Origin of the sequence: Clostridium sp. Marseille-P299 (assembly GCF_900078195.1) — a bacterium.
In the GTDB taxonomy this organism is placed as follows: domain Bacteria; phylum Bacillota; class Clostridia; order Lachnospirales; family Lachnospiraceae; genus Lachnoclostridium.
In genome coordinates, this window is the sequence record NZ_FJVE01000007.1 from 1,806,475 (window position 1) to 1,821,112 (window position 14,638).

General features: G+C 32.4%; 13 protein-coding genes. 11 read left to right on the forward strand and 2 right to left on the reverse strand.

Annotation, left to right across the window (positions count from 1 at the left end):
- Positions 1–13: 13 nt before the first annotated feature.
- From BN4220_RS15800 to BN4220_RS15820, 6 genes are all read left to right on the forward strand, one after another.
- A complete protein-coding gene (locus tag BN4220_RS15800) occupies positions 14–1,129 on the forward strand; it encodes a cysteine desulfurase family protein (RefSeq protein WP_066718552.1) in 1,116 nt (371 codons plus the stop codon).
- A gap of 268 nt (positions 1,130–1,397) precedes the next feature.
- Complete coding sequence (locus tag BN4220_RS15805) at positions 1,398–2,819, forward strand: PQQ-dependent sugar dehydrogenase (RefSeq protein WP_066718556.1); 1,422 nt, start codon at positions 1,398–1,400, stop codon at positions 2,817–2,819.
- 126 nt (positions 2,820–2,945) lie between these two features.
- Positions 2,946–3,458, forward strand: coding sequence for a hypothetical protein (locus tag BN4220_RS15810; protein WP_066718559.1), 513 nt, complete (start codon positions 2,946–2,948; stop codon positions 3,456–3,458).
- A gap of 349 nt (positions 3,459–3,807) precedes the next feature.
- A complete protein-coding gene (locus tag BN4220_RS15815; RefSeq protein WP_066718561.1) occupies positions 3,808–5,475 on the forward strand; it encodes a M20/M25/M40 family metallo-hydrolase in 1,668 nt (555 codons plus the stop codon).
- Between the two features lie 165 nt (positions 5,476–5,640).
- The gene (locus tag BN4220_RS20525) at positions 5,641–5,847 is read left to right on the forward strand and encodes a hypothetical protein (RefSeq protein ID WP_242867804.1); all 207 of its coding nucleotides are present in this window, start codon (positions 5,641–5,643) and stop codon (positions 5,845–5,847) included.
- Between the two features lie 130 nt (positions 5,848–5,977).
- Positions 5,978–7,381: a M28 family peptidase gene (locus BN4220_RS15820; RefSeq protein WP_066718568.1), complete on the forward strand. Its 1,404-nt coding sequence runs from the start codon at positions 5,978–5,980 to the stop codon at positions 7,379–7,381.
- Positions 7,382–7,487: 106 nt separating this feature from the next.
- Here BN4220_RS15820 and BN4220_RS15825 read toward each other — a convergent pair whose 3' ends face one another.
- Positions 7,488–8,420, reverse strand: a complete 933-nt coding sequence (locus tag BN4220_RS15825) for an aldose 1-epimerase (protein WP_066718571.1) — start codon at positions 8,418–8,420, stop codon at positions 7,488–7,490.
- A 286-nt stretch (positions 8,421–8,706) separates the two neighbouring features.
- On the opposite strand from BN4220_RS15825, the gene BN4220_RS15830 reads away from it, so the two are divergent.
- Positions 8,707–9,687, forward strand: coding sequence for a phosphotransferase enzyme family protein (locus BN4220_RS15830; protein WP_242867805.1), 981 nt, complete (start codon positions 8,707–8,709; stop codon positions 9,685–9,687).
- Between the two features lie 347 nt (positions 9,688–10,034).
- On the opposite strand, the gene BN4220_RS15835 is transcribed toward BN4220_RS15830, so the two are convergent.
- Positions 10,035–10,541, reverse strand: coding sequence for a pyridoxamine 5'-phosphate oxidase family protein (locus BN4220_RS15835; RefSeq protein WP_066718574.1), 507 nt, complete (start codon positions 10,539–10,541; stop codon positions 10,035–10,037).
- 390 nt (positions 10,542–10,931) lie between these two features.
- Here BN4220_RS15835 and BN4220_RS15840 point away from each other — a divergent pair, with 390 nt between their 5' ends.
- The 4 genes from BN4220_RS15840 (at position 10,932) to BN4220_RS15855 (ending at position 14,615) form a co-directional block, all read left to right on the forward strand.
- Positions 10,932–12,410, forward strand: coding sequence for an L-fucose/L-arabinose isomerase family protein (locus BN4220_RS15840; protein ID WP_066718577.1), 1,479 nt, complete (start codon positions 10,932–10,934; stop codon positions 12,408–12,410).
- 231 nt (positions 12,411–12,641) lie between these two features.
- A complete protein-coding gene (locus BN4220_RS15845; protein WP_066718580.1) occupies positions 12,642–13,127 on the forward strand; it encodes a GNAT family N-acetyltransferase in 486 nt (161 codons plus the stop codon).
- A gap of 152 nt (positions 13,128–13,279) precedes the next feature.
- Complete coding sequence (locus tag BN4220_RS15850) at positions 13,280–13,744, forward strand: VOC family protein (protein ID WP_066718582.1); 465 nt, start codon at positions 13,280–13,282, stop codon at positions 13,742–13,744.
- 100 nt (positions 13,745–13,844) lie between these two features.
- Positions 13,845–14,615, forward strand: a complete 771-nt coding sequence (locus tag BN4220_RS15855) for an aminoglycoside adenylyltransferase domain-containing protein (protein ID WP_066718584.1) — start codon at positions 13,845–13,847, stop codon at positions 14,613–14,615.
- Positions 14,616–14,638: the final 23 nt, after the last annotated feature.

Sequence of the window (14,638 nt, forward strand, 5' to 3'; positions counted from 1 at the left end):
ATAGGGAGGATAAATGATATATTTAGATTATAATGCAACAACACCCATAGACCCAGAAGTATATTCGGCAATGAAAACATATTTTGAAACTCAGTTTGGAAATCCATCGAATACCTATGAGCTAGGAATAGCAGCAAAAGCAGCTGTAGAGCGTGCAAGAGAACAGGTCGCTAATTTAATTGGAGCAAAACCACATGAGATTACGTTTACGAGTTGTGGAAGTGAGTCTAATAATACAGTAATAAAAGGAGTGGCATATAAAAATGCTTTCAAAGGTAAGCATATCATAACATCAGTCATTGAACATCCAGCGATTATGGAGCCTTTAAAATATTTAGAGAAAAATGGATTTGATGTATCCTATGTACCAGTGGATTCCTATGGTGCAGTACACATAGAAGATATAAAAAAAGCAATGAGAGAGGATACTATTTTAGTTTCTATTATGCATTCCAATAATGAGGTTGGGACCTTACAACCAATCCAAGAAATCGGTAAGCTTTGCAAGGAACGTGGCGTTTTATTTCATACAGATGCTTCTCAGTCTATGGGAAAGGTGTCTATTGATGTGAATCAGTTACATGTAGATTTTCTAACGATCGCTGGCCATAAGCTTTATGCTCCTAAGGGAATCGGAGCGTTATATATACGTGAAGGAGCCCAATTAGAACCACTATTACATGGTGCGAAACAAGAAAAAGGTCTTCGTGCAGGTACTGAAAATGTTCCATATGATGTTGCCCTTGGAACTGCAGCAGAAATAGCTTCAAAGTATTTACAAGAAAATACGTTATTTCAATTAAAAGAATATTTTTATCATCAACTTGTGAACGCATTCGGTGATAAAGTTCATCTCAATGGTGATTATAAAAATAGTTTACCGAATACTCTTAACATAAGTTTCATAGGGGAGAGTGGCAGTGGTATTTTAAATTCTATTCCTGAAATAAATGCGTCTACAGGGTCTGCATGTCATAGCGGAGAAAAGACCATATCACCTGTACTTGCAGCAATGGGAGTTCATCCGGAGATTGCCTATGGGGCGATTCGTTTTAGTGTCGGTCGATTTACCACCAAAGATGAGATTGACCAGACCGTTGATGAGTTGAAAAAAATATTGTTAAAATAGACTATATCGCATAATATGTTATATTATAATAGATTATTATCAACTGTATAAGGTGGGGAAAAATCATATTAAAGTTTACTGCCGAAATCTACGGATTATCATTAGATTAGAATGTGAACCTAAAACAAAGATAAACGCTAATAAATATGAGGAGTGTTACATAATAACTAAATTGTGTAACGCTCCTTTTTTATCCTTAAATGTAGTGCTAACGATATTGTTTTAATCATATTTTATAACAAGAGAACAAGAAGGAGCATAAAACAAGTTGAAAAAAATTAAAGTTGGCTTACAACCTCTTGTTAGTAAGTTAAATTTACCCACTGTTTTAAAAACTGCAATACTTCCGGGTGACTCCATGGAACGATTATTTATTGCAACTCAGGTGGGAGAGATTTTTTACATAGGAGATGAAACAGTTGAACTGTTTTTGGATATACGCACACAAATTATCAATCTAGGTGTTACTAGTGGTGGATATGATGAAAGGGGATTGTTAGGGCTAGCGTTTCATCCTGAATTTTACTATAATGGTTTGTTTTATCTCCATTATTCAGTCGCTGGAACACAGGGTCCTGGTGCTCTTTCTAAATCTTTTCATCCGAATCCATGTGACCTTAATACATTAAATCTTGAGTGGTTAGACAGAGAAATTAATTATGACCATATTGATACCGTTGAAGAATGGATTTTTCATTCCAATGGTCACCCTCAAAAACGACGAACATTGCTAAATATAAGAAGGCCATTTTTAAACCATAATGGTGTCAATAGCTTAAACTTTTCACCTGAAACAAGAAAACTCATTCTAACAACAGGAGATGGTGGTTCAGGTTATGATCCATTTAATTTAAGCCAAAATGATATGGAAATTGCGGGCAAAATTATTGAAATTGATGTGTCTAAGGATACTAATAATATGAATCCTCCTGTAGTTACACGTTTTGATGAACTCCCTGAAACTTTTCAGGAAATGCTTGCAGTAATTGCTAAAGGGGTACGTAATATACCTGGTATTTCATTTCAAAGATTTTATAATCAATATATTAAATATGTAGGAAATGTTGGGCAGGATCTGGTAGAATCGATTTTTTCATTTGTTCAATATAAATCAATCCCGGTTACTCAGCTGATTCAAGCTTCTCTAATGAACACTGAACTTAATGAAGAAGGATTTATAAACTTTGGTTGGAGGGGATGGGAAGGTGTATTTCCTTCTATTATCATAAGGGAATGCACTGCAAATCAGGAGCTTAATGAATATATAACTGCTTATTATGAAGAGGCAGTAAAGACTTCCGTGCATCGACTACCACCTCTAACTTGTTATTTTCATAAAGAGCCACGTCCTGATAAATATGGTGGAACAGCACTTACTGGCGTTCAATCATATATGGGAAGTGAGATCCCTGATTTAACAGAAAGCGTAGTTTTTACTGATTTTGCACGTAATGAGGATTCTCCACCTCCAGTAAGAGGTATGTTAGCTTATACTAGGATGAGAATGGATTGTAAATTAAATGATTTTGGTATTATTGAACCTGACTATAATTTTGGTTCAGAATCCGCTTATTATGTTAGTTTAGGTACAAATTTTGATCAAAGCAGACTGTATTTAGGGGTTTACGGCTCAAGTAATGTAACTAATTTTAATCAAGGTACAGTTTATGAAATTGTTCCGGATGCTTAAGTCAAAATTTAACCAAAGTACCGTTTTTAAAATTCTTCTATATGCTGAAGTGAAATTTAGACTTAATGGTGAATGAATTCTTTTATACGATTTCATAAAACATAATACCTGATAGGAGGTATTTAATTGCAAAAACTAAATACTAGCAGGTTTATTTGTATTGGAGCAATATTAGTAGCACTTACTGTAATATTCCAATCCGCACCTGTATTTTTACCCTCGATTGGATTAGCGTTAAGTCCATTCAGTACTTTACCGATTGCAATAGCTGCTGTAATCAACATTTCACTTGGATTTCTTGTATTTTTTGCGTCCGTATTAATTCTTGTTATAGTTAGTGTAGAAGAAACTATCATACTTCTTTTTACTACAGGAGTGCTAGGTATCGTGATTGGAACTTTACTTTATAGAAAAGGAATTAAAATATCAATATTAGTATCAAGCGTAGCATTATCACTTGGAATGATATGTTTAACTTATATAATAGGTATTTCGGCTTTTGTAGATCTTACAAGATTGATTTCAACTCCTATCATTTTTTTGGCTTACTTTTCCTTTTCATTTATTTATGCGTGTATCTGGAATATTTGCTTTAAAAAATTCATGAATTATCTTATAAAAATTAAATTGATTACATAACTTTTATAAGGTTGATTTATTCGGTAATTCATTGCAGTTTAAGTAAAGTGGTATAGACTTTTATGAAGTTTAAGCTAGCATATGTGAGTATTAGAATGGTTATTTGAACCGAATCAATTCATAAATCATCGTCATATGAAGTGGCGATGCTTTAACTATGTTTAATTTTTACAATTACTATTTTATTAATTTCCATAATATGGTATATTAGCTAGGTAGAAGTTTTAATATTAAAGAATTAGACCGGATCTATTGTTCTTTAACCTCCAAGAATCTTTATAAACAAAGATGAAAATAGATGCTGAATTTTTAGACAAAATTATACTTATATAGAAAAACGAGGGTGAGGATGAAAAAATTTTATAACGTATTTATAACAGTAATACTAATAACAGTATTATTAGGAGGATTATTTTGCGGTTATTGGACAATGCGTCCTACGAGAGCGGTTACTGAAGACGATGGTTATCAAAGATTCCTTTCAGATATAGAAGCTATTTCAAAGGAAAAACATCCTTCTAATAGTCCTGCAATCCAGAAGGTTAGAGAATACTTAGTGCAGGAGTTTGATAAAATCGGTTGTACCTATGAGACGGATTCATTCATTGTAAAAAATGAGTTTTCAAAGAATTTTAATCTGACGAACTTTTTAGTAAAACTTGATGCAAAGGATACTGATACCGGAGTCATGTTTGTATCCCATTATGACAGCGTTAATTCCTCTTTTGGGGCAGGAGATGATGGAGTTGGTGTAGCAGCAATGCTAGAGACAATCCGTCAGATGTCAGATACAACGGATTTGAAAAATGACATTTATTTTCTTTTCACCGATGGTGAAGAACAGTGGATGCTGGGGGCTAAGTATTTTACAGAAAAATACATGGAATATAAGGACAAAATCAAATTAGTTGTGAATTTAGAGGCACGTGGCAATGAAGGTACCCTTTTGATGTTTGAAACCTCAGATAACAACAAAGCCATTATTCAAATGCTTAATAATGCATTAAGTGATATAACTGCCTTTTCTTTTTCTGCTGCCGTATATAAGACGATGCCTAATAATACAGATTTAACTGAATTTTTTGAGGAAGGTTATCCTGGCATTAACTTTGCGGTAGTAGATGGTGGCGAAAATTATCATACAGCGATGGATAACTTTGAGAATCTAGATCGTGATACAGCTTATATGTTTTATAAGACTACTAAGGAATTAGCTACGTATCTTTCCAATGCTGATTTAAACAACTTTGAATCTTCAGAAAACGCCGTTTATTTTCCAATGTTAAAAGGTAATATAGTTATAGTATCACAAACTCTAACTGTCGTAGGGAACATATTTTTATTAATATCAACCTTGGGTTTATTCATTTATTTATTCTTAAAGAAAAGAGTATCATACGTTAAAACAATGTTCTCACTGTTTGGGACGATTGTATCAATTTGTGCGGGTGTAGGATTTGTATGGCTTTTGAATAAACTAGCAAACAGTTCTAATCTATTTGGTGAGCTTACTTCTGAAAATGTATTTCAGATAAGAGCAACGATGAATCTTGTATTAATGATTTGTATCATATTATTTGTATCATTATGGATGTGGTTCAGTAATCGCTGGCAGGGAACAATCGGCAGCAGAAGCCTTGGTACATTGCCAGTTTTATGGCTCTTGACTGCAGTAACAACAATTTACTTCCCTAGTATTACATATCTATTTTCAATACCGTTATTTTTACAACTAGTATTTATCATATACTATGAGTGGTATAAGGGTAGGTACAAAACTACGATAGGAATTATTATGTTATCGGTTTCTGCTATTGTCATTATGATTTTGTTGACTCCAATAACGTTGGTAGTATACCAAGCACTGTTCGTTTATAATCGATTTATTGAATATGCTTATTATTTCACTATTGTTGAAGCTTTCTTTATCTATTCAATTGCTAGTCCTTTTTCGGTTTTACTTGAAAGTAAAAAAGCTAAAAGGTATATCAATTCTTACAGCAAGCTTAACGAATGATAAAAACTATAGACATAGTTGCTGTATCTTTTCTTCACCTACAATATCTTAAGGTAATATGGATACTCTTATCGTGACATTCCTGATTGTCTAATGGGAATTGGTTGGATACAAGGGAATACTTCGAATCTCGAAAAAGGAGCTCATATAAAAACAGAGAAGATAATGAGAACAAACGGTTACATACCAGATTACTCAATCGTCGGTATTTCACTGGAATACTATTCTTATGAAAAGTTTGCAAATATTGATGTGATGGTAACAATCCCTTTACTTTTGGTTATTATTTACCTTGCAAAATATTGTAGGAAATTATGTTGGAAGTTCTTTGATTTCTTCTTATTATGCGAGAGCGTATCCACGAAATGGTGAAATCAAGAACTCAGAACATCGAGTTTAAATTCTTCCGTTCTTGGTTAGGATTAGTAACGTACATAAGACTTAGATATGACAATGTACAATGCATTTCGTCCCATCATCTATTTATGAAACGAGGAATTTAATGAAAAGAATTAAAATAGGGATATCCGTGTTATTATTAATATTAGGGATTACAGGCTGTGTTAAGGCCAACAATACGAACAATTCTATTAGTGATCTTAATATAGAAGGAGATTATAGTACTATCCCTCATATTAGTATAGCTCCAACAACAGATCAATTTATATTAGAGAATTATAAATTTGTCATTGATACGAATGAAATGACGAAAAATCTAACTACATTATGTGAAAGTTCAAGGCGCTTTGGAACTGAAGGTGAAGAAAAAGCCGCTATTTTTTTAAATCAAAAATTAATCTCTTATGGTTATGAAACTGAATTTCAAGAATTCAATGTTTATAGTAGAAATATATTAGATGCGTTACATGCAACATCTATAGCAGAATACTTTCAAGTCGATAAAGATGAATTCCTTGGTAATGGAAAAAATATACTCACTATATCTAGTAACAATGGCAAAAAGGATCTTTATTTAGTAGCACATTATGATACAACCAAAAATAGTTTCGGTTCTGTAGACAATGGATCAGGAGTTATAGTCGTTTTAGAAGTTGCTAAGCAGCTACAAAATATAGATTTACCATTTAATCTTAAAGTTGTATTTTTTAGTGCAGAAGAATTTGCATTACAGGGTTCAACATACTATGTATCTCAACTATCACAGAACGAAAAAAGTAATTCAATCGGTTGTATTAATATTGATTTAGTAGGCCAAATTGGAGAGCCTGAAATAATTTTAAAAACAATTTCTAATCAGATAAATGTATTATCTGTATTAATGGATAGGTCCTATAATTTCGTACATGGATTTGGTTCTGCTAGTGACCACAGATCATTCTACATGGGTGGTATACCTGTAATTTATTTTGGTGATGATATAAATAATAGGAAAGAGGATAGTTCTCCATTAGATAACATTGATACTAATAAACTGAAAGAACTTGCACTAATATTATGTAAGTTTCTTTCTAATCTAAATTTAAAAGAGTACGATGAACTACTAAAATATGAGTATAGTGAAAACTACTTTATAAATTCCAATCAAAAGGATATACTAGGTTACTCACTAATAGAAGCTAAAGAGGTCTTAAAAGAGGATGGCAGCGGTTCAAAACAGCAATATAAACTAAGTAATAACAATGGTACGAATATTGTAATAACAGAAGAAGATATCCGCTTCTTAGATAATTCGAGAATATGTGAAATTGAGAATTACTTGTTATATGAAGAACAAGTAAAATACTATGTGAAGCAAGACAATAATAACGGGATAGTAATTTATTATCAAGATTTATATACTAGCAATAATTATGGTGAACTAGTAGGAAAAATTGATTTAAATACTGCGCTCGAAATAATAAAAAATCGTATTGACTTAATCAATGAAGAAACAATAAACAAATGACAACACATTTAAATAGATATTTTTAAAAACGTGTTCAATAAGGCGTTTTTATTACTTAATTATATCGCTATAAAAATAAACCACCGGCTAATCCGGTGGTCCTAATTTAATCACTTGTTCTTTCTAAGAATGTAAATTGTATAAAACCCTCTTTTATCTCACCTGGTCTTACAACCAATACACTTGCTTCTTGTTCAAAACCACGATTATGAAGATTAATAGCATCGGTAGAACAAGTCTGATTTTCAATGCAAAAAAACTGAGGTTCGTTTGGAGTATAGACAACCACTTTTTTAAATTCATCACTCGTTGATAAATGAATAACTTTATCTTGATAATTGATTTCTGCTACTGGTTGTTGGTAAATAGAAGTGTACACATCATCTAAAGACAAAGAGTTTAACTTCTGGGGATGTCTTAAATCATAAGCATCTTTTACTTCCATTAACTGGCCTGTTGGTAGTTTATTTTCATCTGTTAGCATTCTATGATCTGCATGTACTGTTATACTTGGATTTTCTCCATTTGTCTCAAAAAATGGATGGATTGCAATTCCATAAGGAAAGACTTTCTCCCCTTTGTTTTCAACGTAATAACGATAAGTTAAGCAATTAAGGTTTAACTCGATTTCAATTGTTAGACGGCAATCAAAAGGAAAGTGGGAGAGTTCTTTTACAACATTTTGTTCAGTCTTAGAATGAAATTCTAAATAAGCACGGATTACTCCGCCATCTTCAGATGATCTTATCTCCGATACTGTAAATGGTGCATGTCGTACAACCCCATGATTTAAGGTAGAATATGTATTGCCTTCAAAGTGATAGCTTAAGTCTTTCGTACGATTTGGTGTTGGAAATAAGGTCATAACGCTACAAGTTTTACCTTCCAACAACCGATCCTTATAGAATTTGACAATAGGAGTATCCATGTAGTTTATTTCATATAGATTCATTCCATCAGAAGGGTTTAACGTAACGTTAAGAAACTTGTTTGAGATCATATAAGTAGTCTGAGTTTGAGATTCATGTTTTGTTATCATAGGAATTCCTTTTCTTTTAAGTGTTTTTTTCGTATAAGAGTATTATAACAAAAGTAATTTAATTGGACAATAAAACTACATCCGTTTGATTCATTATGAATCTTATTAAGACATAATTCAATTGAAGAAAATCCCATAAAATGGTATATAGTTTATAATGATTAATTACTAAGGTATATTATTAATTATAAAAGTCTTATACCTACACATTTACATTTAAATAAGATATTATCACAGCGTAAAGGAATTGTTAAGTACTATAAAAAAGTTGATAGGAGAATCTATTATGATGTATAACGAGGTAATTACCTCCGCTGAAAGCTTTTTACTTTCACACGCAATAGAATTGTACGAGTTAAAGGACTATGAAATCATACGTATAAAGCCACATGAGGGTGGTAGAAATATTGCTTACAATTGCGAAAAAGAAGGAACGAAATCAAAAATACTAAGAATTGTCTTCTTAAATGATCGAAGCCTAGAAGATTTATTCTGGGAAGTCGAATATATACGCTATTTATATGATCATGGAGCAGATGTTTCTAATGTAAATAGTTCTTGTAACGGGAACTTAGTAGAGGAGATTGCTTTTAATAATCACACCTTCTATATCTGCCTGTTTGAAAAAGCTAAGGGAAAACTCCTTGTAGAAAATAATTATCGGTATCGTGAGGGGGTTCCTATTTCCGAATATTTTTATAACTGTGGTAAAGTTCTAGGGAAAATGCATCAACTATCGAAGTCATATAAACCGGTTCACCGTCGATATAGTATGTTTGACAAATTTAATCCACAATATATTAAGGAACTGATTCCTGAATCATTCACTTTACTTAAGAAGAAAATTCTAGAGTTACTTGTAGCGTTGGAATCGATGGATAAAGAAAATGATACCTTTGGTATGGTCCACTTTGATTACAGTGATGGGAATTATATGATCGATTTTGATACAGGACAGATTACTGTCTTTGACTTCGATAATTCATGTTTCTGTTGGTATCTATATGACCTTGCAAACCTTTGGGTTCATGGGGTGGGTTGGGTGCAATTTGAGGAGAATGTTAATAAGCGCAAGCAATTTATGGATGATTATTTTAATACAATCCTGGCTGGATACCGTTCAGAAACCAATATTGAAGAATCAATTTTAGATAAATTATCGATGTTTATCCAAGTATGTTTGATTGAATATATTGTAGATGCATTCGAGGTAATGCGTAACAATGAAGAAGAAACTGATATCGATGATGAGCTCTGTACCATATAAAGTGTTTAGAAGATGATATCCCATATAACGGATTTTTCCATGAGATTTATTCATGTAAAGAGCCATTTTGTATTATATCTTAATTATCTTAATGACTTATTTTCCTATTATGATAAATATTAAGTAATATGAATATAAAGCAAAGGAATACATAAATGAATCTTTTTATTACTCAGAAGTATGTAGTAATAAATTATAAATAAAGAATATTACAGCTATAACAAGCTACTTTTTTCTTCATGGATAATAAAGCAGTAAACTACGTAAAATTTACTGCTTTTATTATCAAATATCAAATAGTAACATCAAATAGTAACAATCATCAGATTCTTGCCTTTTTCCTAAGCCTATTTCTTGGCTTGAAGCTGCTTTTCTTTCACCAACTCTATGGCTTCTTTACCACTTATGTGATCAATGGTAAGCTCTATCATGCGCACTATGTTAAATTCGTTATCAATCGCCTGCATACGATGGACTTCTTCTTGATTAGGTGAATATCTAGCTGCTAAGATTTCAATAGCCTTTCTTTTTTCTTCTTCATTCTCCAAAACCCGCGCTTTACCAAAGACAATAACACTGCGGAAATAACTAGTATATTCTTCTTGAACTATTTGATCTTTATCAATGACACAAAAAGAAACCTTTTCATTTCTAGCGATAGCATCCATTTTATGACCAGCTTTTGCACAATGAAAGTAAATTTTATTATCATGATATACATAACTAAGTGGTACCGCATAAGGATAATCATCATCACCAGATACAGCTAACACACCCGATGTTCCACGATTTAAGATTTGAATATTCTCCTCTAAAGTTAAAACCTGTTTTTTACGACGCATCTCTCTAAACATAATAAATACTCCTTTCTAAATATAATAAAGCGCCTTATTTCCATTCCTACAAAGACCTAATAGAATGAAAAAAGACGCTTGCCCGGTAGCAAATTATATACCTCGCTAATATAGCATACTTAAATCGTGTAGTCAATGTTTATACTTTAGTATGACGTGCGGAATCACCTATTGATGAAATAAATAGCAGGAAGCTCTATCATTTTAAAGTTTTTCTTAGGGGTATCATCTTTGGAATAGCTGTATCCGTTATTGTAGCTATCTTTATTTGCCTAATTTCTAAGAAAAATACATTATGATATTGAATATTTCTGCTAAAAGTTATAAGATAGTTTAGTGAGTAAATTTAATTAGTAACATTATTAATTCTAACTACATGGAGGAAATTAAATGAAGAATATACCTTTAGTAAAGTTGGGTATTGTAGCAGTGAGCCGTGACTGCTTTCCAATGGATTTATCTGTTTCTAGAAGAAAAGCAGTAGTCAAAGAATTCACCCAGAAATATGGAGAAATTTATGAATGTCCAACATGCGTTGAAAATGAAATCCACATGAGAAAAGCATTGGCTGAAGTAAAAGAAGCTGGATGTAATGCACTGGTAATTTATCTTGGAAACTTTGGACCAGAAACCGCAGAAACATTATTAGCAAAGGAATTTGGCGGTCCAGTTATGTTTGTTGCAGCAGCAGAAGAAACTGGAGATAACTTAATTGGTGGACGTGGTGATGCTTATTGCGGCATGTTAAATGCTAGTTATAACTTAAAGCTTCGTAATATTAAAGCTTACATACCAGAATATCCTGTTGGTACAGCAAGCGAGTGCGCGGATATGATAGGAGAGTTTATTCCTTTAGCAAAAGCTATTATTGGATTAAACAACTTAAAAATTATTTCCTTTGGACCTCGTCCTCAAGACTTCTTAGCATGTAATGCACCAATCAAACAATTATACAATTTAGGTGTTGAAATTGAAGAAAATTCAGAATTAGATTTATTTGAAGCCTTTAATAAGCATGCTGGAGATGAAAGAATACCTGATGTAGTTAAAAGTATGGAAAAGGAACTTGGAGAAGGCAATCTTAAACCTGAAATTCTTCCAAAACTTGCTCAGTATGAACTTACCTTATTAGACTGGGTAGAATCACATAAAGGCAGCAGAGAGTATGTTGCAATTGCAGGTAAATGCTGGCCTGCATTCCAGACACAATTTGGTTTTGTACCTTGCTATGTTAACAGCCGCTTAACAGCAATGGGAATTCCAGTATCTTGTGAAGTAGATATTTACGGAGCATTAAGTGAATTCATCGGTACCGTAGTTAGTGATGATGTTGTAACATTACTTGATATTAACAATACGGTTCCTGCAGATATGTATGAATCAGAAATCAAAGGCAATTATAATTATACACAAAAAGATACTTTTATGGGATTCCACTGTGGAAATACAGCAGCAGGTAAGTTATCCTTCTGTTCCATGAAATATCAAATGATAATGGCAAGAAATCTTCCAGAAGAAGTAACTCAGGGTACTTTAGAAGGTGATATTATGCCTGGAGATATTACATTTTTCCGTTTACAAAGTACATCCGACGGTATCTTAAGAGGATATATTGCACAAGGTGAAGTATTACCAGTTGCAACAAGATCCTTTGGTGGTATTGGTATTTTCGCAATTCCTGAAATGGGAAGATTCTATCGTCATGTATTATTGGAAAAAAATTATCCTCATCATGGTGCGGTGGCTTTCGGACATTTTGGTAAGACAATCTACGAAGTGTTTAAATATGTTGGTGTACCTGTAGAAGAAATTGGCTATAATCAACCAAAAGGTGTTTTATATAAAACAGAAAATCCTTTTGCATTTTAATTTCATAAAATAATAATTTAAAAAGTGGAGCAGGATGTTAAAATCTTGTTCCACTTTTTATTTTCATCTTTTACAAAATATGGTATAGTATTAATTAGTTGCAAATTATTAGGATGAAGTGAACTTTATAATATTTAAAATAAGCAGGCATATGCTCATTCTGATTAGAGAAATAAATAACTCTATAAGAAATACTATTTATGTAGGCAAAATAGCAGAGGGAAACACTGTATGAGAATTAAATTTAAAAAAATAAGTGACTTTAATCGGGGAATACTACTTGAAATGTTGATAGATGCGTATTCCTATGATTGCATTATTGAACAACGTTGTAGTTCTGATTGGAAATTTTGTGACAACTTTTTCTTTGATAATTTAGAAATTGCAGATAAATGTGGATTTATAGCAACACTAAACGATGAAGCGATCGGATTTGTTGTATGGGATCCAAGGAATATTCCTGAATATGCGGAAATTGGCCACAATTGCATTGCTTCAAAACACAAAGGTAATGGCTACGGCAAAATTCAGCTTCAAGAAGCGGTCAATCGGATTATTCATAGTGATGTAAAAAAAATAATAGTAACCACAAATGATGCATTAATTCCTGCACAGAGAATGTATGAAAGTGTTGGATTTAAGATGTATCAAAGAAGAAAAAATGAAAGTACTACAGATATTACTGGTGATTACATTGATTATGTATATGATTTATAACTAGTTTAAAAGCTATTGAAAATGCTCTTAGAAATTAGAAAGAATGAAAGAAACATCTTTTATTTAAACTGGTATATAAACAGTTTTATTATTCAAATGAAATAACAAAGTTTACTATAGAGTTGCAGAATAGATATGAAGAGAAGAGCATAATGAAATACGTTTGTACATTAATAGCAGTAAAAAATATCGAACTATCAAAAAAATTCTACCATGATATTTTAGACCAAGAGGTTATCGCTGACCTAGGTGCTAATGTTACATTGACAGGTGGATTTGCTTTACAACGATCAGACTCTTGGGGGAACTTTATCCATAAATCACAGGATGAAATTATCTATGGAAATAATGATGCAGAACTATACTTTGAAGAAGATGATATGGATGCTTTTATCCAAAAGCTTAGTAATTTTAATGTTGAATATGTCCATCCATTAAAAGAGCATTCTTGGGGACAGCGTGTGGTACGATTCTACGACTTAGATAAACATATTATTGAAGTAGGCGAAAATATGGCTATCGTAGCAAAGAGATTTATAAACAGCGGTATGACAGTAGAGCAGACTGCTATGCGCATGCATGTACATATCGATTATATAAAATCATTGCTAATATAATTCACCAGAAAGTTTTTCCAAAGTACTAACGCGATTTCATGCATTATACTGTCTGAAGCAAAACGTACGGTATTTTTCTACTGTAGAAGTGAGGTTAAAAATGAGTATTGATGATTTATTATTACATTTTACTCAAATGAGTAAAGATATATTCGGTAACAATTTAACAGGAATCTATCTTCATGGTTCTTATTCCTTAGGTTGTTTTAATCCCAAGAAAAGTGATTTAGATTTACTTCTCGTGATTGAAGATGACATCTCGGATGAGCAGAAAATGGCTTTTATGAAGAATGTGGTAAAGATGAATGAAGAGGCTCCTACGAAAGGAATTGAACTGAGTATTCTTAAGCGAGAATTCTGTAATCCTTTTGTTTACCCAACTCCTTTTGAGCTACATTTTTCAAATATGCATAAAAGTTGGTTTCAAACCAATCCTGAGGAATATATTATGAAGATGAAAGGTACAGATAGGGATTTAGCAGCCCATGTCACAATAATTAATCAAAATGCAGTCGTACTATATGGCGCAGAAGTCAAGGATGTTTTCGGAAATGTTCCTAAACTTAATTATGTGGACAGTATTTGGAGTGACATCAAAGAAGCAAAAGTAGATATTTTAACGGATCCTATGTATGTTACGCTAACTCTTTGTAGAGTGTTAGGCTATCTAAAAGAGAATTTAATTCTATCCAAACAGACAGGAGGCGAATGGGGAATAAAGAATCTTCCACAAGAATTCCATGAATTAATACAGGAAGCGCTGATCTGCTATCAAACAGACCGAAAAATGGTAGCAAGTACAAAAGTAGCTAATGAATATGTAGAATATATGATTGATAAAATTGAAGAATGTAAGGCCATTTTGGAATAATTAAATCGTTTTATATTAGTGGA

What these genes read in the sequence shown, in the direction of transcription:
- BN4220_RS15800 (WP_066718552.1), top strand. Translation starts at nt 14, where the DNA reads ATGATATATTTAGATTATAATGCAACAACACCCATAGACCCAGAAGTA.
- BN4220_RS15815 (WP_066718561.1), top strand. Translation starts at nt 3,808, where the DNA reads ATGAAAAAATTTTATAACGTATTTATAACAGTAATACTAATAACAGTA.
- BN4220_RS20525 (WP_242867804.1), top strand. Translation starts at nt 5,641, where the DNA reads ATGAGAACAAACGGTTACATACCAGATTACTCAATCGTCGGTATTTCA.
- BN4220_RS15820 (WP_066718568.1), top strand. Translation starts at nt 5,978, where the DNA reads ATGAAAAGAATTAAAATAGGGATATCCGTGTTATTATTAATATTAGGG.
- BN4220_RS15825 (WP_066718571.1), bottom strand. Translation starts at nt 8,420, where the DNA reads ATGATAACAAAACATGAATCTCAAACTCAGACTACTTATATGATCTCA.
- BN4220_RS15830 (WP_242867805.1), top strand. Translation starts at nt 8,707, where the DNA reads ATGATGTATAACGAGGTAATTACCTCCGCTGAAAGCTTTTTACTTTCA.
- BN4220_RS15835 (WP_066718574.1), bottom strand. Translation starts at nt 10,541, where the DNA reads ATGTTTAGAGAGATGCGTCGTAAAAAACAGGTTTTAACTTTAGAGGAG.
- BN4220_RS15840 (WP_066718577.1), top strand. Translation starts at nt 10,932, where the DNA reads ATGAAGAATATACCTTTAGTAAAGTTGGGTATTGTAGCAGTGAGCCGT.
- BN4220_RS15845 (WP_066718580.1), top strand. Translation starts at nt 12,642, where the DNA reads ATGAGAATTAAATTTAAAAAAATAAGTGACTTTAATCGGGGAATACTA.
- BN4220_RS15850 (WP_066718582.1), top strand. Translation starts at nt 13,280, where the DNA reads ATGAAATACGTTTGTACATTAATAGCAGTAAAAAATATCGAACTATCA.
- BN4220_RS15855 (WP_066718584.1), top strand. Translation starts at nt 13,845, where the DNA reads ATGAGTATTGATGATTTATTATTACATTTTACTCAAATGAGTAAAGAT.